The sequence below is a fragment of the Curtobacterium sp. PhB115 genome, assembly GCF_003752025.1.
GTDB lineage: Bacteria > Actinomycetota > Actinomycetes > Actinomycetales > Microbacteriaceae > Curtobacterium.
This window is the reverse complement of sequence record NZ_RJKR01000005.1, coordinates 732,994-757,810: the sequence shown is the minus strand read 5'-3', so window position 1 is coordinate 757,810 and position 24,817 is coordinate 732,994. Positions and strand designations below refer to the sequence as shown.

At 72.5% G+C, this 24,817-nt stretch carries 24 protein-coding genes; 14 read left to right on the top strand and 10 right to left on the bottom strand.

Annotation, left to right across the window (positions count from 1 at the left end):
- Positions 1 to 128: 128 nt before the first annotated feature.
- The gene (locus EDF19_RS03795; RefSeq protein WP_123679555.1) at positions 129 to 1,163 is read right to left on the bottom strand and encodes an alpha/beta hydrolase; all 1,035 of its coding nucleotides are present in this window, start codon (positions 1,161 to 1,163) and stop codon (positions 129 to 131) included.
- Between the two features lie 108 nt (positions 1,164 to 1,271).
- On the opposite strand from EDF19_RS03795, the gene EDF19_RS03790 reads away from it, so the two are divergent.
- Both EDF19_RS03790 and EDF19_RS03785 read left to right on the top strand, forming a co-directional pair.
- Positions 1,272 to 2,126 carry a PPK2 family polyphosphate kinase gene (locus EDF19_RS03790; protein ID WP_185022654.1) on the top strand — a complete coding sequence of 285 codons (855 nt, stop codon included), beginning with the start codon at positions 1,272 to 1,274 and terminating at the stop codon, positions 2,124 to 2,126.
- A 268-nt stretch (positions 2,127 to 2,394) separates the two neighbouring features.
- The gene (locus EDF19_RS03785; RefSeq protein ID WP_123679554.1) at positions 2,395 to 4,494 is read left to right on the top strand and encodes a DEAD/DEAH box helicase; all 2,100 of its coding nucleotides are present in this window, start codon (positions 2,395 to 2,397) and stop codon (positions 4,492 to 4,494) included.
- 172 nt (positions 4,495 to 4,666) lie between these two features.
- On the opposite strand, the gene EDF19_RS03780 is transcribed toward EDF19_RS03785, so the two are convergent.
- Together EDF19_RS03780 and EDF19_RS03775 are read right to left on the bottom strand one after the other, a co-directional pair.
- Positions 4,667 to 5,176, bottom strand: coding sequence for a mycothiol transferase (locus EDF19_RS03780; RefSeq protein ID WP_123679553.1), 510 nt, complete (start codon positions 5,174 to 5,176; stop codon positions 4,667 to 4,669).
- Between the two features lie 36 nt (positions 5,177 to 5,212).
- The gene (locus tag EDF19_RS03775; RefSeq protein WP_123679552.1) at positions 5,213 to 5,761 is read right to left on the bottom strand and encodes a MarR family winged helix-turn-helix transcriptional regulator; all 549 of its coding nucleotides are present in this window, start codon (positions 5,759 to 5,761) and stop codon (positions 5,213 to 5,215) included.
- A 242-nt stretch (positions 5,762 to 6,003) separates the two neighbouring features.
- On the opposite strand from EDF19_RS03775, the gene EDF19_RS03770 reads away from it, so the two are divergent.
- From EDF19_RS03770 to EDF19_RS03755, 4 genes are all read left to right on the top strand, one after another.
- Positions 6,004 to 6,603, top strand: a complete 600-nt coding sequence (locus EDF19_RS03770) for a hypothetical protein (protein WP_123679551.1) — start codon at positions 6,004 to 6,006, stop codon at positions 6,601 to 6,603.
- Positions 6,604 to 6,695: 92 nt separating this feature from the next.
- A complete protein-coding gene (locus tag EDF19_RS03765) occupies positions 6,696 to 7,916 on the top strand; it encodes a signal peptidase I (RefSeq protein ID WP_123679550.1) in 1,221 nt (406 codons plus the stop codon).
- A 61-nt stretch (positions 7,917 to 7,977) separates the two neighbouring features.
- The gene (locus EDF19_RS03760; protein WP_123679549.1) at positions 7,978 to 9,141 is read left to right on the top strand and encodes an exonuclease SbcCD subunit D; all 1,164 of its coding nucleotides are present in this window, start codon (positions 7,978 to 7,980) and stop codon (positions 9,139 to 9,141) included.
- Positions 9,141 to 12,116, top strand: a complete 2,976-nt coding sequence (locus tag EDF19_RS03755) for an AAA family ATPase (RefSeq protein ID WP_123679548.1) — start codon at positions 9,141 to 9,143, stop codon at positions 12,114 to 12,116. The genes EDF19_RS03760 and EDF19_RS03755 overlap by 1 nt, the downstream gene beginning before the upstream one ends.
- A 49-nt stretch (positions 12,117 to 12,165) precedes the next feature.
- Here the strand turns inward: EDF19_RS03755 and EDF19_RS03750 are convergent, their stop codons facing one another.
- Together EDF19_RS03750 and EDF19_RS03745 are read right to left on the bottom strand one after the other, a co-directional pair.
- Positions 12,166 to 12,372 carry a hypothetical protein gene (locus tag EDF19_RS03750; RefSeq protein WP_260216903.1) on the bottom strand — a complete coding sequence of 69 codons (207 nt, stop codon included), beginning with the start codon at positions 12,370 to 12,372 and terminating at the stop codon, positions 12,166 to 12,168.
- A complete protein-coding gene (locus EDF19_RS03745; RefSeq protein ID WP_260216902.1) occupies positions 12,369 to 13,178 on the bottom strand; it encodes a class E sortase in 810 nt (269 codons plus the stop codon). The genes EDF19_RS03750 and EDF19_RS03745 overlap by 4 nt, the downstream gene beginning before the upstream one ends.
- Before the next feature lie 95 nt (positions 13,179 to 13,273).
- On the opposite strand from EDF19_RS03745, the gene EDF19_RS03740 reads away from it, so the two are divergent.
- A complete protein-coding gene (locus tag EDF19_RS03740; protein ID WP_123679546.1) occupies positions 13,274 to 13,714 on the top strand; it encodes a GNAT family acetyltransferase in 441 nt (146 codons plus the stop codon).
- Positions 13,715 to 13,933: 219 nt separating this feature from the next.
- Here EDF19_RS03740 and EDF19_RS18995 read toward each other — a convergent pair whose 3' ends face one another.
- Positions 13,934 to 14,920 (bottom strand): EamA family transporter, encoded by a 987-nt coding sequence (locus EDF19_RS18995; protein ID WP_185022653.1) that lies wholly within the window; start codon positions 14,918 to 14,920, stop codon positions 13,934 to 13,936.
- A gap of 36 nt (positions 14,921 to 14,956) precedes the next feature.
- Between EDF19_RS18995 and EDF19_RS03730 the strand changes: the two genes are divergently transcribed.
- The 6 genes from EDF19_RS03730 to EDF19_RS03705 all read left to right on the top strand — a co-directional run bounded on the left by EDF19_RS03730 (position 14,957) and on the right by EDF19_RS03705 (position 21,154).
- A complete protein-coding gene (locus tag EDF19_RS03730) occupies positions 14,957 to 16,087 on the top strand; it encodes a CPBP family intramembrane glutamic endopeptidase (protein ID WP_123679545.1) in 1,131 nt (376 codons plus the stop codon).
- A 9-nt stretch (positions 16,088 to 16,096) separates the two neighbouring features.
- A complete protein-coding gene (gene recQ / locus EDF19_RS03725) occupies positions 16,097 to 17,950 on the top strand; it encodes a DNA helicase RecQ (protein WP_123679544.1) in 1,854 nt (617 codons plus the stop codon).
- 90 nt (positions 17,951 to 18,040) lie between these two features.
- Complete coding sequence (locus EDF19_RS03720) at positions 18,041 to 18,787, top strand: 1-acyl-sn-glycerol-3-phosphate acyltransferase (protein WP_123679543.1); 747 nt, start codon at positions 18,041 to 18,043, stop codon at positions 18,785 to 18,787.
- 125 nt (positions 18,788 to 18,912) lie between these two features.
- Entirely contained in the window at positions 18,913 to 19,269 is a 357-nt protein-coding gene (locus tag EDF19_RS03715) for a hypothetical protein (RefSeq protein ID WP_123679542.1), read from the top strand.
- Positions 19,270 to 19,577: 308 nt separating this feature from the next.
- Entirely contained in the window at positions 19,578 to 20,222 is a 645-nt protein-coding gene (locus tag EDF19_RS18990) for a M23 family metallopeptidase (protein ID WP_221180613.1), read from the top strand.
- A 38-nt stretch (positions 20,223 to 20,260) separates the two neighbouring features.
- Positions 20,261 to 21,154 (top strand): NAD(P)-dependent oxidoreductase, encoded by an 894-nt coding sequence (locus tag EDF19_RS03705; protein WP_311317093.1) that lies wholly within the window; start codon positions 20,261 to 20,263, stop codon positions 21,152 to 21,154.
- A 13-nt stretch (positions 21,155 to 21,167) separates the two neighbouring features.
- On the opposite strand, the gene EDF19_RS03700 is transcribed toward EDF19_RS03705, so the two are convergent.
- Together EDF19_RS03700 and EDF19_RS03695 are read right to left on the bottom strand one after the other, a co-directional pair.
- On the bottom strand, positions 21,168 to 21,371 hold the full coding sequence (locus tag EDF19_RS03700; RefSeq protein WP_123679541.1) for a hypothetical protein: 204 nt from the start codon (positions 21,369 to 21,371) through the stop codon (positions 21,168 to 21,170).
- Positions 21,372 to 21,381: 10 nt separating this feature from the next.
- Positions 21,382 to 21,903 (bottom strand): MarR family winged helix-turn-helix transcriptional regulator, encoded by a 522-nt coding sequence (locus tag EDF19_RS03695; protein ID WP_123679540.1) that lies wholly within the window; start codon positions 21,901 to 21,903, stop codon positions 21,382 to 21,384.
- Between the two features lie 130 nt (positions 21,904 to 22,033).
- Between EDF19_RS03695 and EDF19_RS03690 the strand changes: the two genes are divergently transcribed.
- Complete coding sequence (locus EDF19_RS03690) at positions 22,034 to 22,927, top strand: alpha-E domain-containing protein (RefSeq protein WP_185022652.1); 894 nt, start codon at positions 22,034 to 22,036, stop codon at positions 22,925 to 22,927.
- Positions 22,928 to 23,033: 106 nt separating this feature from the next.
- Here the strand turns inward: EDF19_RS03690 and EDF19_RS03685 are convergent, their stop codons facing one another.
- Positions 23,034 to 24,380 carry an MFS transporter gene (locus EDF19_RS03685; RefSeq protein ID WP_123679538.1) on the bottom strand — a complete coding sequence of 449 codons (1,347 nt, stop codon included), beginning with the start codon at positions 24,378 to 24,380 and terminating at the stop codon, positions 23,034 to 23,036.
- Complete coding sequence (locus EDF19_RS03680) at positions 24,377 to 24,787, bottom strand: MarR family winged helix-turn-helix transcriptional regulator (RefSeq protein WP_123679537.1); 411 nt, start codon at positions 24,785 to 24,787, stop codon at positions 24,377 to 24,379. Before EDF19_RS03680 ends, EDF19_RS03685 begins: the two co-directional genes overlap by 4 nt.
- Positions 24,788 to 24,817 lie beyond the last annotated feature (30 nt).

Below are 24,817 nucleotides of genomic sequence, written 5' to 3'. Positions count from 1 at the left end.
CCCGCGGCGTCCGGCGTGGCACGCACCCGCCGCCCGCGGCGTCCAGCGTGGCACCCGCCCGCCGCCCGCGGCGTCCAGCGTGGCACCCGCCCGCCGCCCGCGGCGTCCGGCAGGGCACACCCACCCGCTCAGCCCAGGTGGCTCCGCAGGAACGTCGCGACGCGTCGGCTCATCGCCTCGTCGAGCTGCGCGATGGAGTGCGCCGTCCCCTCCACGGCCACGAACGTCACGGGCACGTCGTGGGACCGGAGGGTCGCAGCGAACTCCTGTGACTCCCACATCGGGATGAACTCGTCGGTGGAGTGTCCGATGAAGAACGGCGCCGTGTCCGCGGTCACGTGGTACTCCGGTGACGCCCGGGTCGCTGCCGGACAGTTCGCGTACGACCGGCACCCGAGGTAGAGCAGCTGTTTCCGCTGGAACGATGCGGACACCCCGTCGGACCGGGTCGAGCGAGTCGTCAGGTTCGTCGGGCCGCTCAGGTCCACCACCGCCCGGATGCGGTTGCCCTCGGCGTAGGCGGCGGACTCGTGGTCGGTCACCGCGAGCATCGCCGCGAGGTTGCCGCCGGCACTCCCGCCGAACACCCCGACCCGCTGCGAGTCGACGTCGTAGGTCTCGAGCGTCGCCGGTCGGAACACGAAGTCGAGCGCGCGCCGGACGTCGTCGAGCCCCGCCGGGAACGGGTCGGTCGGTGCGAGCCGGTAGTCGACGTTGAACGTGACGAAGCCCTCGGACGCCAGGTACTCGCAGACCGAGCGGTACGCGGCCGTCGCCTTGTCGCCGTGCGACCAGCTGCCGCCGTGGATCATCAGGACCGCCGGGCGACCCGAGCCGACGGTGTCGGGGTCCGGTTCTGCGGAGGCCGACGCCGAGGCCGATGCGGACGCCGACGGCGCGGGTGTCGCCGTCGGGGTGGCCGTGGTGTCGGGGTCGCTGTCCGCCGGCAGGCACACGTCGAGGCGCTGCAACGGATCGGTGCCGTACGGCACGTCGGCCACGACGTCGATGCCGTGGTACCGCAAGGACAGTGGGTAGATCACGCTGTCCGCGGTGACGGTGGCGTTCTCGTCGCCGACCGGGTCCGAGCTGCAGGACGCGACCGCGCCGAGCGCCACGACCGCGGCGACGAGCGCGAGCACTGTGCGGCGGCCGGACTTCATCGGCTCCACGCTAGCCGCACCGGCGGCTCGCCACACCACACCGATCAGCCGTCGCGGTGCCAGGATGAGGGGAGGGGTCACCCGGACACCCGGAGCGCAGGAGGACCCGTGAGTCGTCGCAAGGCATGGAACGCCGATCCCGAGCCGCTCCTCCGCGTGGAACCGGGGTTCCGTCTCGACCAGGTCGACCCGGATGCCACCCCGGGGTTCCCCGGCCGGAAGATCGACGGGCTCGAGGCGCTCGCCGCGGGTGCGTCCCGACTGTCGGCCCTGCAGGAGCGGCTGTACGCGGCCTCCACCGCGGGGGACCAGCGACGGGTGCTCCTCGTGCTGCAGGCCATGGACACCGCGGGCAAGGGCGGCATCGTCTCGCACGTCGTCGGCGCCGTCGACCCGAACGGTGTGCACTACGCCGGCTTCAAGGCCCCGACGGCCGAGGAGCGCGAGCACGACTTCCTCTGGCGCATCGAACGGCAGCTGCCGGCCGCCGGGCAGCTCGGGGTGTTCGACCGCTCCCACTACGAGGACGTCCTGATCCAGCGCATCCGTGCGTACGCCTCGCCCGCCGAGATCGAGCGACGCTACGGCGCGATCACGGCGTTCGAGGACCGTCTGACCGCCGAGGGCACCACGATCGTCAAGGTGATGCTGCACATCTCGAAGGACGAGCAGCGCGAACGCCTGGGCGAGCGCCTGGACCGCCCCGACAAGCACTGGAAGTTCAATCCGGGCGACATCGACGAGCGGCTGCTCTGGGAGCGGTACCAGGACGCGTACCAGATCGTGTTCGACCGGACCTCGACCCCGCAGGCACCCTGGTACGTCATCCCGGCGAACCGGAAGTGGTACGCCCGCCTGGCCGTGCAGCAGCTCCTGCTCCGTGCACTCGAGGACATGCAACTCTCGTGGCCGCCGGCGGACTTCGACGTGGCCGAGCAGCGTCAGCGGCTCGCCGAGTCCTGACCGACGGGCGGGCCGGGAGGCACGGGCCGGGTCCGGCTCGCGGCCGACCGTCGACGACGGGGCTGGCATCAGAGCGCGGGGTCGCGTAGACTCGCTCGGTCGGCCTTCGACGCCGTGACATCGTGATCACGGGCTTTTTGTTGGGTGTGTGTTGCTCGAGGGCTGGAATCACGTCGAATCGCGACGGGATGAACCCCCTCTCCGCAAGCAGCCCCCGCCGATGTCGCTGTCGGGCGCTGCGGTACGTTGCGCACCCGAGAAAGCAGTCATGGCCCCGTACAACAAGGGCGCGGACAACCGCGCCTCCGACCGTACCCGTCACCCGAACGGCACCCCCGCCGCACGCAGCAGCAAGCACCGCGGCTTCCGTGCCGCCGAGCCGACCGCTCCGCGTCAGAAGCAGCGCTGGGACGCCGAGGAGCGTCGCGGCCGTTCGGCCCAGGGCGAGCGCCCTGCCCGGCCGAACTGGGAGCCCCGCGAGGGCGGTCAGCGCCGCCCGGAGCGCGACGACCGTGGTGGTCGCGGCTACAACCGTGACGACCGTGCGCCCCGTCGCTTCGACCGTGACGACCGTGCGCCCCGTCGCTTCGACCGTGACGCTCCCTACTCGCACGGCCGTCCCGACGCTCCGCAAGCTCCGCGTCGCGCCGGAACCGGCTCGCAGGGGCCCAGTGCGCCGCGTCGGGACAACGACGACCGCCCGCGTCGTTTCGACCGTGACGACCGTGCGCCCCGTTCGTTCAACCGTGACGACCGCGCTCCCCGTCGGGACAACGACGACCGCCCGCGTCGTTTCGACCGTGACGACCGTGCGCCCCGTCGCTTCGACCGCGATGACCGCGCACCACGCAGCTCCAACCGTGACGACCGTGCGCCCCGTCGTGACCAGGACGACCGCCCCCGTCGCTTCGACCGCGATGACCGTGCCCCGCGTCGGGACAACGACGACCGTCCGCGTCGTTCGTTCGACCGTGACGACCGTGCGCCCCGTTCGTTCAACCGCGACGACCGTGCGCCCCGTCGCGACCAGGACGACCGTCCCCGTCGCAGCTTCGACCGCGACGACCGCAGCGACCGCGCCCCGCGTCGCTCCTTCGACGAGCCCGAGCGCGGCAAGTTCGTCCCCGCTGACGACGTCAAGCTCGCGAAGCTCCAGGCCGAGTCCACCGTCGCCTCCGACGTCGAGGGCGTGACCTTCGGCGACCTCGGCATCGGCGGCAACATCTCCCGCGCCCTGCAGGAGCTCGGCGCCAGCAGCCCGTTCCCGATCCAGGCGGCGACGATCCCCGACGTGATCGCGGGCAAGGACGTCCTCGGCCGAGGCCGCACCGGCTCCGGCAAGACCATCGCGTTCGGCGCCCCGCTCGTCGAGAAGCTCATGGAGCACGGCGGCGGCACGAAGCGCAAGATGGGCCGCGCCCCCCGTGCGCTCATCCTCGCGCCGACCCGTGAGCTCGCCCTGCAGATCGACCGCACGGTGCAGCCCATCGCCCGTTCGGTGGGCCTCTTCACGACGCAGATCTACGGCGGCGTCCCCTACGGCCGCCAGGAGGGCGCCCTCGAGCGCGGTGTCGACATCATCGTCGGCACTCCCGGTCGTGTGCAGGACCTGATGAACAAGGGGAAGCTCGACCTCAGCGAGGTCGTCATCTCCGTGCTCGACGAGGCCGACCACATGTGCGACCTCGGGTTCCTCGAGCCGGTGCAGGAGATCCTCTCCGCCACCGCCGAGGTCACCCCGCAGGGCAACCGCGCGCAGAAGCTGCTCTTCAGTGCCACGCTCGACACCCAGGTCGCGGCACTCGTCGAGCAGTTCCTGCACGAGCCGAGCGTCCACGAGGTCGCGGGTGAGGACCAGGCGTCCTCGACCATCGACCACCGTGTCCTCGTCGTCGAGCAGCGCGAGAAGGACCGTGTCCTCGAGGAGCTCGTCGCCGGTGACGGCAAGACGATCGTCTTCGCCCGGACCCGCGCCTACGCGGAGCGTCTCGCCGACCAGTTCGAGGACGCCGGCATCCGTGCCACGTCGCTCCACGGTGACCTGAACCAGTCGCGCCGCACGCGCAACCTGCAGCTCCTGACGAGCGGCCGGGTGAACGTGCTCGTCGCCACCGACGTCGCCGCCCGCGGAATCCACGTCGACGACGTGTCGCTCGTCGTGCAGGCCGACGCCCCGGACGACTACAAGGCGTACATGCACCGCTCGGGCCGCACGGGCCGTGCGGGCAAGGAGGGCACCGTCGTGACCCTCGTCCCGCGTGGGCGCATCCGCAAGATCGAGGGCATCCTCGAGCGCGCGGAGATCGCGGCGGACCTCGTGCAGGCCGCACCCGGCGACGGAATCGTCAGCGAGCTCGCCGCCCGGTAGTCGCGACCACACGGACGACGGGAGGCCCGGTACCAGCTGGTACCGGGCCTCCCGTCCGTCACATGGTGAGCAGAAATGGTCGGGTCCCGAAATCGGACCCGACCATTTCTGCTCACGAAGCGGCTGCTCACGAAGCGAGCACGCCCGCGCGCGCGCCCGCGACCGCGCGCGCTCAGCTGTTGAAGAAGAGCAGCCCGCGCACGTAGCCGGCCTGTCCGGCGTGCTGCGTGCAGTCGTTGAGGATGCTCACCAGGCGCGCGCCTGCCGTGACGGGCGGGTCCCACGCCTCGTCGACGACGACGTCGAGGTCCTCGGCGCCGACGGTGCCGAGGTACGCGACGGTGCGCTCGTGCACGGCGCGCAGGTAGCCGGTGAGCAGCGAGGCCGATGCGCGGACGCGGCCGACGTCGTCGCGGGACATGCCGTAGCCGAGCGCCTCTGCCGGGAACGGCAGGTCGAACCGGTCGTACCAGCCGTCGGCGGTCCACACCTGCTCGGTGCCCGCGAGGTCCGCCACCTGGACGTCCTGCCCGCGTGCGATGTGCCACGCGAGCCATGCCAACGTGTTCGCCCCGGCGGCCGGTCGTGCTGCGAGCTGGTCCTCGGAGAGGCCGTCGACGGCGCGTTCGACGGTGGCCGGCACGCGGGAGAACGCTTCGATGAGGAGTTCGGAGGGGGTCATGCCGGCAACGCTACGCGCGCGTTCCGACACGGGAGGTCACGCGGTGCGGCCCCGGGCGCGGGAGTGCTGCTCGAGGGCGGTGCCGAGGCCGTCGAAGGCCTCGGCGAGGGCCGAGCGGTCCTCGGGTGCGACCACCTGGCGGAACGCGTCGGCGTAGACGGCACCGATCTCACGGGCGATCTCGGCGCCGGACGCGGTGAGGTGCAGGAGCACGCTGCGGCGGTCCTCCGGGTTCGGACGGCGCTCGAGGTGGCCCCGCTTCTCGAGCCGGTCGACCAGGGACGTCATCGCGCCGGTGGTGAGTTCGAGGTACTCGCCGGCCTGCTTCGGGGTGACCCCGTCGCCGTCGGCTGCGCTGAGGAAGAAGACGAACCGGGTGTCGGTCGCGTTCAGTCCCCGGACGAGGCTCTCGTGGTGCAGGACACGGGCGTGCTGCATCTGGAGGACACGGAACGCGGTGAGCAGCTTCGCGAGGTCGGTGTCCGTCGGGACGGCCTCGGGCAGCGAGAGGGTGGGCGACACGGGCGCGGGGGGCGTCGCGGGCTGCGTCGTCGGGGGCAGGACCGCCTGGGAGGTGTCCGTCATCGGGTGGGCTCTTCTCAGAGTGTGATCGCCAGCGCGATCGTGCGGGACGGAACAGGTGTGCCGTCGTCCTGCTCAGTGAACAAGTATCTCACTCATCAAGGTACCCCCAACTGTGGGGGTGTTGCTTCACTTGTGACCAGCTCGGCAGCAAAGTAACTTGATCGTCGTAGCAAACACCTCGGCTCCGACGCGACCAACCACCGCGACCACGGCGCCACACCTTCCGGATCAGGAGCCCCGCAATGTCTCGTGTCACCCCTCGCGCCGCCCGTCTCGCCGCCTGGATCGCCATCCCCGCCGCTCTCGTGGCATCGGGGATCGTCGTCTCCACAGCGTCCTACTCGGCCTTCTCGGCCACCACGGTCAACCCGACCAGCAACTGGACCGCCGGCAGCGTCGCCCTCACCGACGACGACAACAACACCGCGCTCTTCACCGCCACCGGCCTGAAGCCCGGCTCGACCGGCGCGAACTGCATCACCGTCACGTCGACCGGCTCGCTCGCCTCGACCGTGAAGCTGTACGGCACGAACCCGGCCACCACGAACAACCTCTCGGGCAACATCAACCTGCAGATCGAGCAGGGCACCGGCGGCGGCTTCGGCTCCTGCACCGGCTTCACCCCGGCCTCGACCAGCGGCACGCTCTACAACGGCACGCTCGCCGCGTTCGGCACCGGTTCGACGAACTTCGCCACCGGCCTCGGCACCTGGGCCCCGACCGGCTCCGCTTCCGAGTCGCGCGTCTACCGCTTCACCTACACGGTCTCGAGCACCGCACCGAACACCGTGCAGGGCGGCACCGCGTCCCTCGGCCTCACCTGGGAGGCCCAGAACAGCTGAGCCGGGTCGCACCCCGTCCCCGGTGAGCCGGGCTGAGCCCGAGCCAGCCCTACACACCACCCCCGACAACGCGCCCCCGGTCGAAGGCAGTCATGAGCAGCATCGCAGTGCACGGTGGTCCCACACCGCACGCCGTGCTCCGTGACGCCGTCGACTGGGGGCGCGTCGTCGTCGCCACCGTCGCTCGCGGCGTGGTCGCGACCCTCCTCGGCCTCGCCCTGTGGGCAGCTGCACCCGCCGTGATCGGCTGGCAGCCCACCACGGTGATGACCGGGTCGATGGAGCCGCGGCTCACCCCCGGCGACGTCGTCGTCTCGCGACCCGTCGCCGCAGATGAGGTCCGGACCGGCAAGATCCTGCTCGCCGACGACCCCGACCAGCCCGGTCACCTCCGCATGCACCGCTACGTCGAGGACGGCCCGGGCGGCACGCTCGTCACCAAGGGTGACGCGAACCCGCAGCAGGACTCCACCCCGCTCGAGCCGTCGGCCGTGCACGGGGTCGCGTTCCTCCGCATCCCGTTCGTCGGGCTGCCGATCCTGTGGCTGCGCGAGGGGCAGTGGGCGAAGGTGGTCATGCTCGCGCTCGGCCTGACGGCCGTCCTCGCGCTCTGCACGATCGACGGGTCGCTGCGGCGGCTGGTGGCGTCGGACGCCTCGGACGCCTCGGACGCCTCGGACGCCTCGGACGCCTCGGACGACGACGGTTCCGGGTCGGATCCCGGTGCCGACGACGGCGCAGGCGGCGGGTCCACGGACGGGACCGACGACGGTCTGGAGGCGCGGGACGGCGCCGCCACGGGCCTCCCGACCGGCGCACCCACCGTCATCACCCGTCGCTCGCTGCGGCGGCAGGCGCGTCGCGTCGTGCGCTGGCGCCGCTTCGGCGGTGCCGCTGCGGTGCTCGTGCTCGCCGGTGGCGTCGGCGTGCTGCTGCCCGCACAGGCGGTGGCGGTGCCGTGGTCGAAGACCACCGTGACGACCGCTTCCCTGACGGCCGGCACCGCCACCGGTGTGCCCACGCTGACCTGCACCGCAGCATCGTCGAGCACGGTCACCATCGCCTGGAGCTACACGAACCCGACGGTGCCGAACTCCTTCGACCTGATGAACGGGTCGACCCAGCTCACGACCACCACCGGCGGGCAACGGTCGCTCACCTACGGCGGCGCGGGGCTGCTCGACCTCGGCACCACCTACACCCTGACCCTCCGTACGAACCTCGGCAACAACTGGACCGCGACCAGCACGCCGACGGTCAAGGTGCGGGTCGTCTCCGTCCTCGGCCTCGCCTCGGCGAGCTGCGTGCCCTGAGTTCTCCACAGCTCACCGTGGGGCGCCCGACGATGTCCCCGGCCGGCGTTACCGTGTCCGCATGCGCATCCTGCACACCGGTGACTGGCACCTCGGCCGCACGTTGCTCGGTGCCGACCTCCTCGAGCACCAGGCGGCGTTCCTCGACTGGCTCGTCGACCTGGTGCGCGACCGCGCGGTCGACCTCGTGGTCATCGCGGGGGACGTCTACGACCGTGCGATCCCGCCCGTCGATGCCGTGCGGATGCTCTCCCGCGTGCTCGAACGCCTCGCCGAGACCACGACGGTGGTGCTCACGCCGGGCAACCACGACTCCGCAGCCCGGCTCGGCTTCGGCGCCGGGGTGATGGGGCAGCGCGTCCGCATCCTCGCCGAACCCGCCCACATCGCCACACCCGTCCTCGTCCACGACGCCGACGGTCCGGTCGCGGTCTACGGCATCCCGTACCTGCACCCCGACCTCACCCGGTACGCCCTGGCCGAGGTCCCCGACGAACCCCTCGCCCGGTCCCACCACGCCGTCGTGCAGGCCGCGACCGAGCGCATCCGCGCCGACCTCGCCAGCCGTGCCGACACCAGGAGCGTCATCGTCGCGCACGCGTTCGTCGGCGGGGCGGACCCGAGCGACAGCGAGCAGGACATCCGCGTCGGCGGGGTGGACCGCGTCGCCGAGTCCGTGTTCGGCGGGTTCGACTACGTGGCCCTCGGGCACCTGCACGGGCCGCAGCGGGTGGGCGACGGCGGCCGGATCCGGTACGCCGGGTCCCCGCTGGCGTTCTCGTTCGGCGAGCGGAACCAGCAGAAGTCCGTGACCGTCGTCGAACTCGACGCCGGGGGAGCGGTGACGGCGGAGCTCGTCCCGACCCCGGTGCCGCGGCGCCTGGTCGACGTCCGGGGCAGCATCGACGACATCGAGTCCGGGGCGTTCCAGCGCGACGCCGACGCCTGGGTCCGGGTCGCCGTCACCGACGCCGTGCACCCGGAGCGCATGTACGCCCGCGTGAAGGACCACTTCCCGCACGCGCTCGCCATCACCCACGAACCGGCCGACCGTGGCCCGGCGTCGGTCGCCCGTGCCGTCACCGCGACGTCCGACCCGGTCGAGGTCGCTGCCGACTTCGTGGCCTTCGCCACCGGTGCTGCACCGGACGACGACGAGCACGCGGTCCTGACCGAGGCGTACGAGGCAGCGGTGCTCGCCCTGCAGCACGAAGGGGACCGCTGATGTACCTGCACCGGCTCGAACTGCGCGCCATCGGTCCCTACCCGGACCTGGTGACGATCGACTTCGCGGCGCTCGCCGCCTCCGGGGTCTTCCTGCTCGAGGGCCCGACCGGGTCCGGCAAGTCGACCATCATCGACGCCGTCGTGTTCGCGCTCTACGGCGGCCTCGCGGGGTCGGACGCCAGCTCCGACCGTCTGCACAGCCAGCACGCGGACCCCGCGGTCGAGCCGTTCGTCGAGCTCGTCTTCGAGACCGGCGCGGGGACCTTCCGTGTCCGTCGCACCCCGCAGTACGACCGCCCCAAGCAGCGGGGGACCGGGACCGTGAAGCAGCAGGCCTCCGTGCAGCTGTTCCGGCTCGCCGGACCCGCCGACGTCGCCGGTGAGCCGATGTCGTCGCGCATCCCCGAAGCCGCCGTCGAGATCGCCCGGATCGTCGGGCTCGACCGGGCACAGTTCCTGCAGACCGTCGTCCTGCCGCAGGGCGAGTTCGCGCGCTTCCTCCGTTCTCCGGGCGAGGACCGCCGGAAGCTCCTGCAGTCCCTCTTCGGCACCCAGGTCTACGACCGCACCGCCGACGAGCTCGCCGCCCGACGCCGTGCAGTCCAGGCCGAGGTCGACGGCGCCGACGACCGGGTGCGCGACGCACTGAACCGCTTCGCCCAGGCCGCCGGCATCGAGCAGGCCGACGAGTCCGTGGTGCCCGCGACCGTTGCGTCGATCCGCGCGACGGCCGATGCGGCGGCGGCCGTCCGCACGGCAGCGACGGCGGCGGCCACGACCGCCGCCGACCACGAACGAACGGTGACGGCACGAGCGGCCGCGCTCGAGCGGCGTGCCGGCCTGGTCGCGCGGCGCAGCGCACTCGACGCCGAGGGCGATGCCGTGGACGGGCTCCGCGGCGCACTGACCACCGCGGAACGTGCGGCCCGGGTCGCGGTGCTCGCCGACGGACTCGACGCCGCCGGCGCCCGTGCGGACGAGACCGCCGCGGCGTCGCGGTCAGTCCGCGAGCAGCACGTGGTCGGTGACGACGCGGCCGAGGTCGTGCGGCGTCGCGACGGGTTGGCAGACCAGCTGACCACGGTCCGGCCGCTCGCCACGACCGAAGACGGCCTCCCCGCCCGCCGGTCCGCGATCGCCGACGCCTCGGCGTTGGTCGAACGCCTCGCGGCGCAGCTCGTCGAGCGGGATGCCGCCCTGGACACCCGGCCGGCCGAACGGGCCCGGATCGTCGAGGCCGCGCGTGCCGCCGCCGCGACGGCAGCCGACGCCGATGCCGCCGCACACGAGGTCGCCCGGGTCCGCTCCCTGCGGTCCGACCTCGCGGCGCGCGACCGAGCAGCGGTGCGCGTCGGGGCGGCCGAACGCACGGTCGCCACTGCACGTGCCGACGCGTCCGAGGCCCTCGCCGCCGAGCGGGTCCTGCGCGAACGACGGATCGCCGGATTGGCCGGAGAACTCGGCGCAGCACTCGTCCCGGGGGACCCGTGCCCGGTGTGCGGATCGAGTTCGCACCCCGCGGTCGCCCTGCCGCAGGACGACCACCCCACGATCGAGGCGGTCGAGTCCGCCGGCGACGCCACCCGTGCAGCGGACCAGGCACTCGCCGACGCCGCGACCGACCTCGCGCTCGAGCGTGCGGAGCACCAGCGCCTGGTCGACGTCGTCGGGGCGGTGGACGACGCTGCGCTCGACCGACTGGCCGGCGCTGCCGACGAGCGCGTCCGTGCAGCGCACGACGCCGCCGCGCTGGTCCTGCAGCACGAGCGGCACCGGACCGACCACGACACCGCGACGCGTGCGCTCGAACGCGAGCGCAACGACCTCGACGCCCGCCGCACCGTGCTCGCGTCCACCATCGTCGCGGACAGCGAGCGGCTCGAGGCCGACGTGGCTGCGGTCCGGGCGGCGGTCGACCGGCTCGGGGAGATGCTCGACGACGAGCCCACGACGCTCCGGAGCGCCGTCGAGGGGCTCGACCGGCGGCTCGCCGGACTGCGTGCCGTGACCGAGGCCGACGAACGCGCGCGGGTCGCCGAACGTGCCCTCGACGAGCGCCGGGCCGAGGTCGAACGGGTGCTCGTCGAGCAGGGGTTCAGCGACGTCGCCGATGCCCGGGCCGCCCTGCTCGACGCGGACGCGACCTCCAGGGCCCGGGCGGTCGTCGCCGCGGCCGATGCGGAGCGCGCCGTCGTGCAGGCGGGGCTCGCCGAGCCGGCCGTGGTCGCAGCGGCCGACGACGACCTCGCGGCACTCGATCTCGGGGGCGCCCGCACGGCACGGGACGACACGGCGGCGTCTCTCGACGAGGCGAACCGGCTCGCCGTCACCGCGGGGGACCGGGCCGACGCGGTCGATCGGTGCGCGGCGGAACTCACCCGCGCGGTCCGTGCCCGCGACGAGACCTCGGCGCGCAGTCGGGCCGTCGTCCGGCTCGCCGACATCGCGAACGGGTCGACATCGGTCAACCCGACCGGGATCACACTCGGCACCTACGTGCTCATGCGCCGCTTCGAGGACGTCGTCGCCGCCGCGAACGACCGCTTGCGGGGGATGCTCGCCGGCCGGTTCACGCTCGAGACCTCCGACGAACGCGAATCGGGATCCCGAGCGCGTCGGACCGGGCTCGCCCTCGCGGTGCACGACCACACGACCGACACCGTCCGCGATCCGCGCAGCTTGTCCGGCGGCGAGACCTTCACGGTGTCGCTGTGCCTGGCGCTCGGGCTCGCCGACGTCGTGCAGGCCGAGGCGGGCGGGGTCTCCCTCGGCACGCTGTTCGTGGACGAGGGCTTCGGCACACTCGACCCGGAGACCCTCGACGACGTGATCGGGCAGCTCTCCCGACTGACCGCCGGCGGTCGTCAGGTCGGGATCGTCAGCCATGTCGAGGAACTCAAGCAGCGGATCCCGGAGCGGATCGCCGTGCGTCGGACCGAGGCCGGCGGCTCGCGCGTGACCACCACGGTCTGAGTGGCCGGCGCTGCTGCTGGCGCTGCTGGCGCTGCCGGGTCGCCGGACGCTACGGGGTCGGTGTGGCGCTGGCGGTGGCGGTAGCGGTAGCGGTCGACTCCACCGTGCCGTCGGGCGGGGGCAGGATGTCGGCGGCGATCCACGGGAAGACGAAGGTGAACAGCACCCACACGATGGCCGCGAGCAGCACGAGCAGTTCGAGGAGCTTGAGCACGGTGGGCCCGGGCAGGATGCGCCAGACGAACGGGAAGATCACTTGGCGGTCTCCGAGAGTTCCTTCGGGGTGCCCTCCGACGCGGGCATCCAGTAGTCGAGCTTGGCGTGGGTGACGTAGCGCTCGGCGGCCGACCACATCGGGTGGCACGCGGTCAGGGTCAGCCAACGGTCCGAGGGGCTCGGGTCGACACCGGGCTTGTTCGGCACCGGAGCGATGGTCTCGATGTGGTCCGGCGTGACGATCTGGCTGTCGGTGACCTTGTAGACGTACCAGACGTCGAACTTCGTCTTCGCGTCGGTCACCCGCACCACGATCGAGTCGTCCTTCTTGAGCTCGGCGATCTGGTTGAGCGGCTTGCCGTAGGTGACCCGGTGGCCGGCGACGGCGAAGTTGCCGGGAGCCCCGGGCATCGCGGTGTCCTGGTAGTGCCCGAGCCCGATGGTGTTGAGCACCTGCTCGCGGTCCGTGCCCTCGCCGATCGGCCGGTTGTAGTCCTTGCCGAAGCGTGGGATCTGCATGGTCCCGAACACGTCGGTGATGTCCGGCGGTTCGGCCAGGACGGGGGCGGTCCCGCGGTGCTCGGTCCCCGCCTTCTTCTCCGTCTTCACTTGTCCGAGTCCGTCGACGAGCTTCGTCTGCTCGTTCACGGCGACCACGTCCGTCCACCACGCGGTCCAGACGACGTAGAGCCCGGTGCCGGCGCCGGCGATGATGAGCAGTTCCGCGATCAGGGCGACGAGCGCGCCACCGACGGTCATCCGCCGACGGGGTGGACGGGGCGACCGCGAACCCTCGGCGTCGTCCCGAGCGCTGCGGCGCGACGGGAAGGTGTCGTGTGCGGTCACGGGGCTCCTGATCGGGTGGGTGGTCGGACAGGTCTATCAGATCACGGGAACCGTGCGGTGACGACGGTTCTGCACACCCCCGTTAGCGTGGGGGCATGGAGTACCGGATCCGCGCGTTCCGCCCCGACGACACCGAAGCGGTCGTCGCCCTCTGGGAGTCGTGCGGTCTCGTCCGCCCGTGGAACGACCCCCGACGCGACATCGCGCGCAAGCTGACGGTGCAGCCCGAGCTCTTCCTGGTCGCGACGAGTGGCGCGGCGGACGGCGAGGCGGTCGTCGTCGCCGCGGGAATGGCGGGGTTCGACGGGCACCGCGGCTGGGTGAACTACCTCGCCGTGCGGCCGGACCTGCAGGGATCGGGACTCGGACGGACGCTGATGGCGGAGTTCGAGCGGCTGCTGACGGACCTCGGCTGCCCGAAGCTGAACCTGCAGGTGCGTGCCGGCAACGAGCAGGTCCTGGGCTTCTACGAGTCGCTCGGGTACGCCGACGACCACACGGTGTCGCTCGGGAAGCGCCTGATCCCCGACGCCTGACGCCTGACGCCTGACGCCTGGCGCCTCGTCCGCGCCGCCGTCGGGCTGCCGACGGCCTGCCGCTGGCCGCTTTTCGGGCTGAGCGACAGTTCTCGGGCACATCGCCCCGAAGACTGTCGCTCACCCCGAAACCTCGCGCCCGGGACCGCGCTCGCCGCGCCCGCCCGCCCGCGCCCGCGCCCGCGCCCGCCGCGCCCGCGCTCGGGCCGCACCCAGCGCTCAGGCCAGCGCCAGCGCCACCGAGGCGGCCAAGGCCAGCCCGATGCCCGTCCACTGCGGCGGCGTCAGGCGCTCCCGCAGGACGACCCCGGCCAGCACCACGGTGCCGATCGGGTACAGCGCGTTGAGCACGCTCACGACGGGCAGCGTCACCGGGTCGTCGCTCGAGTGCAGCGCCGCCTGGATGAACACGTTCGCCAGGGCGTCGAAGACGCCGCACGCGATCACGACCACCAGCAGTCTGGACCGCCACCACCGCACTGGAGGCACGGCAGACCCCGGCACGCCGGCCGACGCTGCGGGGTCTCCCGCGCCTCCAGGGCGGACCGACCCAGGGCGGACCGACCCAGGGCGGACCGACCCAGGCCGCACCGACGCGGCCCGAACGTGCGCTGCCCGCACCGCCACCACCACGGCCGCCGCTCCCAGCAGCACCGCCTGCAGCACCCGTGCGACCACCAACGGCGCGATGCCCGCTCCTGGCGGCGTCATGTCGTACGCGAGCACGATCCCCCCGAACCCGCACCCGGCCACCCCGGCGGCGACCACTCCGCGTGCCGTGATCCGGGCGCCCGAGGTGTCCCGGACGGCGGCGACGAGCACGACCGCCACGACCGCCACGACGAGCGCCACGACCGCGACGGGCGAGAGCACCGTGCCCCGCACCACGGCGACGAGCACGGGCACCACGGCCGCGAACACGGCGGTGAGGGGTGAGAGCACGCTCATCGGCCCGATCGCGAGGGCCGCGTAGAGGAGCAGCACGCCGACCCCGCCCGACAGCCCCGCAACAGCACCCCACAGCGACCCCGTCCACGTGAAGGCCCCGCCGAGGAGCACGAGCCCGACCAGCAGCGGCACGATCCCGATCGCAGCGCCCAGGGCGGCAACGGTCACCGGCCGGACGCGCCGCGACGCCAGCCCGCCGAGGAAGTCGGCGAACCCGTAGACGAGCGCGCCGGCGAGGCCGAGCACGACGGTGATCACGGCTCCCATCCTGCCCGTGCCGGTAGCCTGCGTGACGTGAGCGTTCCCTACCACCGCCTGCCCCGTGTCGACGCACGCTGGAGGTGGTGGCGCCCGCTGGTCGCCCTCGCGTTCCTCGCGGGGTGGTACATCGTGTCGCAGGTCGTCATCACCGTCGCCTACTTCGTCCCGATCGCTGCCGTGCGTGGTCAGTCGGGCCTGTTCGACCTGCTCGACGGGCTGCAGTCCGGCGCGCTCGACCCGACCGACCCGCTGGTCCTCTCGATCTCGCTGGTGTCGCTCGTCGTCCTGCTGCCCGGCATCCTGCTCGCGGTGAAGATCGCTCGGCTCGGCCCCGGCAGCATCCTCACCTCGACGCGCTTCCGGGTCCGCTGGGCCTGGACGGCGTGGTGCCTGCTGCCGACGCTCGTCATCGCGGTGATCATGTTCCTGGTGCAGAGCTGGGGCTCGTTCACGTTCGAGGGCGGGCTGGGCTGGAACCACGAGCTGCTCGGCCAGTCGACGGTCTCCCTCGGCACCCTGACGCTGACGATCGCCCTCGTCATCGTGCTGGTGCCGTTCCAGGGCGCGGCGGAGGAGTTCATCTTCCGCGGGTTCCTCATGCAGACGATCGGATCGTGGATCCCGTGGCGGAAGACGGGCACGGTCATCGCCGTGCTGGTGTCGACCGTCGTCTTCGCCCTGCTGCACATCCCGAACGGCTACAACGTCTGGGGCATCCTCGACGTCGGCTCGTTCGGCCTGATCGCGGCGATCATCGTGCTCCGCACCGGAGGGCTCGAGGCCACCGTCCTGCAGCACGCGTTCAACAACATCATGATCTTCGTGCTGCAGGCGCCCGGGTGGTCGCGGGTCGACCTGGACTCGTCGAACGGCACGATCGGCGGCTGGCTGATCACCCTCGGCACGTCGCTGGCGTTCTGGGGCATGGTCGAGCTCCTGGCGCGGTGGCGCGGACTGGACCGCACGTTCGCGGGGCGCGAGGCACCCCGGTTCCGCGGTGTGGCCCCGGCCTGGGCGGGCGGGCGCGGCTGGCTCCGGCCTGGAGGCACGGGCTGGGCGATCGCACCGACCCGCGCCGACGACGTGGCCGGGTCCGACGCCCTGGCCGGCTCCGGCACGGACGGCACTGTGGAGAAGACCGTGGGTGTCGCCGGTCGCCCGTAGGCTCGTGGCATGAGCACCACCCCTGCGCCCGCGCCTGCCGCTGTGTCGGCGTCCCGTGCCGCGGCGCTCGACGTCCTGCACCGGGTGTGGGGCTACGACGACTTCCGTGGTGAGCAGGCAGCGATCATCGACCAGGTGGTCGCCGGCCGTGACGCCCTCGTCCTGATGCCCACCGGTGGCGGCAAGTCGCTCTGCTACCAGGTGCCCGCCCTCGTGCGCGACGGCGTCGGGGTCGTGGTGTCGCCGCTCATCGCCCTCATGCAGGACCAGGTCGACGCCCTCGCGGCGAACGGCGTCCGGGCCGCGTTCCTCAACTCGACGCAGGGACCGGACGAACGGTCGCGGGTCGAGCGGGCGATCGTCGCGGGCGAGGTCGACATGCTCTACCTCGCACCGGAGCGCCTCCGGCTCGAGTCCACCCGCGCCCTGCTCGACCGGGCCCGCGTCGCGCTGTTCGCCATCGACGAGGCACACTGCGTCGCTCAGTGGGGCCACGACTTCCGGCCGGACTACCTCGAACTGAGCATCCTGCACGAGCGCTGGCCGACCGTGCCGCGCATCGCCCTGACCGCGACGGCCACCCCGCAGACGCACCGCGAGATCTCCGCCCGCCTCGGCCTCGACGACGCCGCGCACTTCGTCGCCGACTTCGACCGGCCGAACATCCAGTACCGCATCGAACCGAAGACCGGGGCGCTGCAGCAGCTCCTCACCTTCATCCGCACCGAACACAGCGGCGACGCCGGCATCGTCTACTGCCTGTCCCGCAACTCGGTCGAGCGCACCGCGACGGCACTGGCCGAGCAGGGGATCAACGCGCTGCCGTACCACGCCGGTCTCGACGCCCGCGTCCGTGCCCGCAACCAGTCGACGTTCCTGCGCGAGGACGGCGTCGTGATGGTCGCCACGATCGCGTTCGGCATGGGGATCGACAAGCCCGACGTGCGGTTCGTGGCGCACCTCGACCTGCCGAAGTCGGTCGAGGGCTACTACCAGGAGACCGGACGTGCCGGTCGTGACGGCCTGCCCTCCACCGCGTGGCTCGCCTACGGCCTGAACGACGTCGTGCAGCAGCGACGGATGATCGACCAGTCGGAGGGCGACGCCGCGCACCGACGGCAGCTCAGCGCGCACCTCGACGCCATGCTCAGCCTGTGCGAGACGATCGAGTGCCGCCGGGTGCGGTTGCTCGCGTACTTCGGGCAGGAGAGCACCGCGTGCGGCAACTGCGACACGTGCATCGCGCCGCCGGAGTCGTGGGACGGGACCGTCCCCGCCCAGAAGCTGCTGTCCACCGTGGTCCGGCTCGACCGTGAGCGTGGCCAGCGGTACGGCGTCTCGCACCTGGTCGACATCCTCATCGGCAAGCAGTCGCCGCGCGTGCAGGAGCTCAAGCACGACTCGCTCGCGACCTTCGGCATCGGCTCCGACCTGTCCGAGGGCGAGTGGCGTGCCGTCGCCCGACAGTTGCTGGCACAGGGGTACGCCGCGGTGTCCGGCGACGGGTTCGGCACGGTCGTCCTCAGTCCCACGAGCGCCGAGGTCCTGACCGGCTCGGTCCAGGTCCGGATGCGCCGCGACCCGGTGAAGGCCCCTCGGGCGACCCGCTCTCGACGAACCGTCGTCACGGACATGCCGCAGGAAGCCGTCGGCCTGTTCGAGGCGCTGCGTGCCTGGCGTGCGGCGCAGGCCCGCGAGCAGGGCGTGCCGGCGTACGTGGTCTTCAACGACGCGACGCTCCGGGGCATCGCTGCCGTGCGCCCGGCTGACGTCGACCAGCTCGCCGAGATCTCCGGCGTGGGTGCGGCGAAGCTCGAGCACTACGGCCGGGCCGTGCTCGACGTGGTCGCGACGGCCGACTGACGACACGGTCAGGGTCCATGCCGCTCCGGGCATGTGGTCGTGGCGCACGTCATTACACTCGGAAGCTCGCCGTCACGACGAGGAGGCCCGGTGTCCGGTTCGACCAAGTTCGCCACCGTTCTCAGCCGAGCGGTGGTGACGCCGCTCGCCCGGTTGCTGTGGCGTCCGAAGATCATCGGACGGCGGAACGTGCCGAAACGCGGACCGGTCATCCTGGCGAGCAACCACCGCTCGTTCATCGACTCCCCGGCGATCACGCTGATGGCGCCGCGCAAGGTGTCGTTCCTCGCCAAGCAGGAGTACTTCACCGGCTCGGGCGTCCGTGGTGCGGTGTCGCGGGCGTTCTTCGGTGGCATCGGCGCCATCGGCGTCGAGCGGGGTGCCGGCGCGGCGGCGCAGCAGGCACTCGACCTCGGGCTCGCGCGACTGAACGAGGGTGAGGCGTTCGCGATCTACCCGGAGGGCACCCGGTCCCTCGACGGCCGGATCTACAAGGGCCGGACCGGGGTCGCCTGGCTGGCCCTGACCAGTGGGGCCCCGGTCGTGCCGGTGGCGTTGACGGGCACCCAGGACGTGCAGCCGGTGGGCTCGAAGCTGCCGAGGCTCGCGAAGGTGACGATCGAGTTCGGGAAGCCGATCGACCTGTCCTCGTTCGGCGAGGCGTCGTCCGGGCGCGCACGACGGCACGCCACCGATGCCGTGATGGCGGCGATCCAGGAGCTCAGCGGCCAGGAGCCGGCGAACACGTACAACAACCCGCCGGCGACGATCGTCGAGCGGGTCCGGCGTGTACTGCAGCCCGACGACCCGACCGCGGCGGCCGTCGACCCAGACTGAGCGAGAAGCATTGCGTATCTGAAATATCGATGGTTGAATGGGGCCGTGCCCGACGGCACGCCACCCCGAGCAGGTCGCCCGATGACGGCCTGTCAGCCACGACTCCAGATCGGCCGGTCAGCAGCATGTCCTCAACGCCCCTCTTCGACTCCATCGCCGAGCACCGCGACCAGCCGATGCGGTCGGTGCCCGTGCCGGCAGCGGTCCCGGCGGCCCCCGTGCCCGTTCCCGTTCCCGTTCCCGCCTCGCCCGTCTCCGCTCCCGTCCGGACGATCGCCTCCACCCTCGTCCCCGCCGCACTCGTCGCCGCGATCGACGACATCCCGGTCCGCGTCACCTCGACGATGGTGACCGAGCTCGCCGTCCGGCCGGAGCAGCTCGCCCTGGTCGAGGTCGTCGCCGACGCCATCACCCGCGCCGTCGTCGACGCCGTCGCCGAAGAGCTCGACCGGATCGCCCGCGACGGCATCGTCCGCGTCTGACCCGGTCGGTCCCCGACGTGACGCCCGCGCCTGCTGCCGGCCCGCCGTTGCGCCCACGTGGTGCGGCACGACGGGCGGCCAACCGAGCCACGTCGACGCCTGGTCGCGGTCGCCGTGCCGCCCGACCGAACGGCCCCACAGCTGCCGGGGTGACGGTGTCCCCTCCCGTCGCCTCGGCTCCCACGTCCCTCGACCGACCGAGCCAGCCGCGTCCGGCTGCGCGCCGTCCGGTCCCGTCCCGTTCGGCTGCGCCCCGTCCGACCTCGCCCCGTCCGACCTCGCCCCGTCCGACGTCGCCGCGTCGCGCAGTGCCGCGCCGCACCCTGCCGTTCACCGCCACCGCGGCCGTCGCCTGCCTGTTCGTCTCCGTGGCCTCGCCGCACACCGCGGTCGCCGCCACCACCGAGCAGACCGCGCCCGCCGTCGGAGTCCAGCAGTACGCCGCCGGCAGCACGACGGGCCTCGTCGTCGAGCGTGACGGGTTCTCCGTCGGCCGCACCGGCGTCGCTGGGACGTCGACGGCTCCGACCGGGCCCGTCTCCCGCATCGCCGCAGCGCTGCCGACGCAAGGGGCGATCCCGGCGGCGGGTGGGTTCGGTTCGCGCTGGGTCACCGGGTGCGCGGCGTGCTCGACGAACCACCAGGGAGTCGACTTCGCAGCACCCATCGGCACGACCGTCGTCGCCGCGATGCCCGGCCGGGTCGTCACCGCCGCGGTGCTCGGCGGCTACGGCAACCAGGTCCTCCTCGTCCACGCCGACGGCTCCGAGACGCGCTACGGCCACCTGTCCCGGATCGACGTCCTGCCCGGACAGGTGGTGGATGCGGGGCAAGCCATCGGCGCGGTCGGCAACACCGGCGTCTCGACCGGAGCGCACCTGCACTTCGAGGTCATCGTCGGCGGCGTCCCCACCGATCCGCTCGTCTGGCTCCGGGTCCGCGGCCTGCTCTGATCGCCGGCCTGGTCGTCGGGCGTAGCGTCGGGCTCGACGTGGCACGGTGCCGCGGCGGAACGGAGACGCACGTGCGGGTGACGGTGTTGGGTACGGGAACGATGGGTGCCGGAGTCGCGGGGTCACTGCTCCGCGAGGGCCACGAGGTGACGGTGTGGAACCGGAGCGCCGACAAGGCCGCGCCCCTCGGCGACCAGGGAGCGACGGTCGTGACCGATCCCGGCAGTGCCGTCGAACGCGCCGAGGTCGTCCTCCTGACGCTGTTCGACACCGATGCCGTCGTGGACGTGCTCGAGCAGGCGGCCGGCGAGGCCCCGACCGATGCGGTGTGGGTGCAGGCCTCCACCATCGGCGTCGACGGCACCGACACCGTGGTGCAGATCGCCGCGAAGTACGGCATCACCCTGGTCGAGGCGATGATGCTCGGCACCAAGGCTCCGGCGGAGCAGGGGAAGCTCACCATGCTGGCAGCGGGGCCGACGGACCAGCTCGACCGCATCGACCCGGTGCTCGACGCGATCGGCGCGAAGACCGTCCGGGCCGGCGAGCACGTCGGCGAGGGCACCGCCCTGAAGCTCGCGGCGAACGCCTGGATCGCCTCGATCACCGCGGCGACCGGGCAGTCGCTCGCGCTCGCGTCCGCGCTCGGTCTCGACCCGGCGCTGTTCCTCGAGGCGATCGACGGCAGTGCCAGCGACTCGGCGTACGCCCACACGAAGGGCAAGGCGATCATCGACGGCGCGTTCCCGGCGCAGTTCGCGCTCGACGGGCTGCGGAAGGACATCGGCCTGATCGCCGACGCGGCGCGGGCGAACGGGGTGTCCACGACCCTGCTGGACGCGCTCGGTCGGGTCTACGCCGACGCCAGTGCGGCCGGGCACGGCGGTGACGACATCGCCGCGGTCGGCACGGCGTTCCGGACGGAGCACTGAGCGCCGGTCGGTCTCAGTCGCGGCGGAACAACCGGCGGAGCCGCTTCGCGAGTCGGCCGACGGCCTCGTCGTTCATCGTGTTCGCCAGGTCGAACGCCTCTCGCGTCGGGTCCGCTCCACCCTGGATCCGCCGGAGTGCGGCGTTCGCCCGGGCCCGCGAGTCGAGCTCGGCGAACGGCATGTCGTCCTCCGGGTCGTGGGTGACGCGCGGGTCCATGCGCACCAGGCTACGCGCGACGGCGGAACTCGTCGGCGCCGGAGTCGACGTCGTCCACCACGCGGACCATCTCGTCGAGGAAGTCGACCACCACCGCCATCTCGTCGGCGGGCAGGTGCTCGGTGACGTGCATGGCGCGGGCGTCGAGGTCCTCGATCACGCGGAGCGCCTGGCGCATCGCGGTGCCGGTCGCGGTGAGGATCACGCCACGGCGGTCGTTCGGGTCGGCGTGACGCTCGACGTGGCCACTGCGGACGAGCCGGTCGACGAGGGCCGAGGTGGAGGCGGCGGTGATCTCGAGGCGCTCGGCGAGCTCCTTCGCGTTGACGGTCCGGCCGGCGTGCTCCGCGTCGATCAGGACCCGGAGCGCGAGCAGGGCGTTCTCGCCGATGCCGAGGGCTTCGCGGGCGCGGCGCTGGGCGGCGCTCTCGGCCGTGCGGTACCGGCGGAGGGCGTTGAGGACGTCGACTGCTGAGACTCCGGAGTCCTCGTACCAGAACCCCGCGGTGCCGGTCATCACCTCGGTCGTCATGTCGTAATGCTAGACGCTCTAGGTAGTTTGTCGAGTGGGAGCCGGTTCGCGCACTCGCAACACCCGTGACGCGGCTCCGAAACACTCCCGCAATCCCGGCTCGTTAGGTTCTCGACATGCAGGAGCAGCCGTGCTGAGCCGTCTCGCGGGGAACGTCTTCCACGTCGGGAGTGCGGTCGAGCGCACGGACGTCGTCGCGCGCCTGCTCGACGTGTACGTCGCCCGACGAGAACCGGGGACCGTCGACGACGACCGGCTCGTCGCCGCCGAACTCCGGGCGGTGGTGGGAGCGGCCGGCCCCGCGAACGACCCGGACCGCTCGGCGACGATCGACGCCCTCGCGCTGGACCGGCACGAACCGGCGTCGATCGCGGCCGCGGTGGCCGTCGCCCGGGACCACGCCCGCCGTGCCCGCGAGGTCGTGTCGAGCGAGCTCTGGGACTGCCTCGACGTGACGCGGTCGCGGATGCCGCGGAAGATCGCCCCGGACCGGGCGCACGAGTTCCTCGGCTGGGCGCGCGAGCGCAGCGCCCTGGCGATCGGGGTCGTCGAGGGGGACGCGAGCCGCGACGAGGTGTGGGAGTTCTTCACGCTCGGCCGGTCGCTGACCCGATGCTCCTCGACCGCGCGGCTGCTGGCGTCGGCGCTGCTCGAACCCGACTCGGTGACGTCGTGGACCGCGGCGCTCCGGGCGTGCGGGGCGGGGGAGGCCTTCCTGCGCGGACGCGACCACCCGCCGGTGCCCGACGACGCCGCGGCCTTCCTGCTGCTCGACGAGCACAGCCCACGGTCGCTGCGGTTCACGGTGCGCCGTGCCGCCGAGTGCCTGGCGGACGTCGCGCCGTCGTGCGTCGCCGACGAGGTCGCGGTGTTCGTCGAGGCGTGCGACCAGCTCGAGTCGCTCTCCGAGGACTCCGTGCTCGGTGCCGTCGGGGAGGCCGGCGACCGGCTCGCCGCCGCAGCGGACCGGGTGGCGGCAGCGCTCGACGAGCGGGTCTTCGCGGTGGCCGAACCCGCGCACTGATCGGCGCACCGACCCGCGCACTGGCTGCGCGCTCTGGACGCGGAACCACCGGACTGGAGGCGCGTGGCGGGCCCGACCCGCGCCTCCCGTCCGGTGTGGAGCCGGCTCAGACGGCGCTGGACCGGTCCGCGACGGCCTCGTCGCGTTCGAACTCCTGGCGGAGTGCCGCACGGGACGCGCGCGTGCCGACGACCGGGATCGCGTGGGTCACGGCGAGGTGCAGGCGGGTGTCGGCGTCGTACCGCAGCCGGAGCCGCTGGAACCGGACGAGCCACACGATCGCGATCGCGAGCGCCACGAACCCGGAGGCCGCGCCGACCGCGATCGCCCACCGTGGTCCGGCCGCGTCTGCGATCGCACCGACGATCGGGGCGCCGATGGGGGTCCCGCCGGCGAAGATCGCCATGTAGAGCGCCATCACCCGACCACGCATCGCGGGCTTCGTCGTCGTCTGCACCAGGGCGTTGGCCGTGGTCATGAAGGTCAGGGACGCGAGGCCGACGAACATCAGGACGATCGCGAAGCTCCAGTAGGTCGGTGCCAGTGCCGCTGCCGTGCACGCCAGACCGAACCCGCCGGCGGCGAGCACCAGGGTGCGCATCCGGGGTTTGTCCCGCCGCGCTGACAGCAGCGCACCGAGCACCGAGCCGATCGCCATCACCGAGTTGAGCAGGCCGAACTCGCCAGCGCCCTTGTGGAACTCGACCCGCGCCATCGTCGAGGTGAAGATCGGGAAGTTCACGCCGAACGTGCCGACCACGAAGATCATGCAGAGCACCACGATGATGTCCGGTCGGGTCCGGACGTACTGGAAGCCGGCGAGGATCTGCCCCTTGCCGCGCTTCGCCCGGATCCGCTCGGCGAGCTGCGCGGGGTCGACGAACCGCAGGGCGATGAGGACCGCGAGGAACGACCCGGCGTTGATCACGAAGACCCAGCCGGAGCCGATCGCAGCGATGAGCACCCCGGCGACCGCGGGCCCGATCAGCCGTGCTGCGTTGAAGGACGCGGAGTTGAGCGCCACGGCGTTGGCGACGTGCTCGCCGTGCACCACGTCGGAGACGAAGGCCTGGCGGATCGGGGTGTCGAACGCGGCGACGATGCCGAGCGCGAGCGCGAAGCCGTAGAGCGCCAGCAGGGTGGCCGTGTGCGTGAGCACCATGATCCCGAGGCCGAGCCCGAGCATCCCCATCAGCCCCTGCGTCAGCATGAGCATCTTCCGCCGGTCGAAGCGGTCCGCGGCGAGCCCGGTCAGGGGGAGGAGGAGCAGCTGCGGTCCGAACTGCAGGGCCATCGTGATGCCGACCGCGACGGCGTCGTTGTCGGAGAGCTGCGTCAGGACGATCCAGTCCTGGGCCGTGCGCTGCATCCAGGTGCCGACGTTCGACACCAGGGCACCGGCGAACCAGATGCGGTAGTTGCGTCCTGAGAGGGATCGGAACATGGCGGTCACTGCTGGGCCAGCCTCCTCATGATGTCGGTGGCCTCGGCGAGCACGCGGCGCTCGGCGGGGGTGAGTGCGGCGAGCCTCGGGGTGAGCCAGCCGTCGCGGCGACGCCGGGTCTCCTCGACGAACGCGGCCCCGGCCGGGGTCGCGCCGAGCAGCACCTTGCGGCGGTCGTCGCCGTGGCCGCCCTTCGTCACGAGGCCGCGTTCGACGAGGACCGCGACGGTCTTCGTCATCGAGGGCGGGGTGACGCCGTCCTGCCGGCTGAGGTCGGCCAGGGTCATCGCGCCGTCCCGGTGCAGGCGTGCCAGCGCCGAGAACTGCGCGTCGCTGACGGTCGTGTCGGCCTTCTGCCCGCGCAGCGTGCGGGAGAGCCGGTTCACGGCGATGCGGAGGTCGGTAGCGTCGGTCACAGGTCGTTAGCCTAACTCATTAGTTCAGTG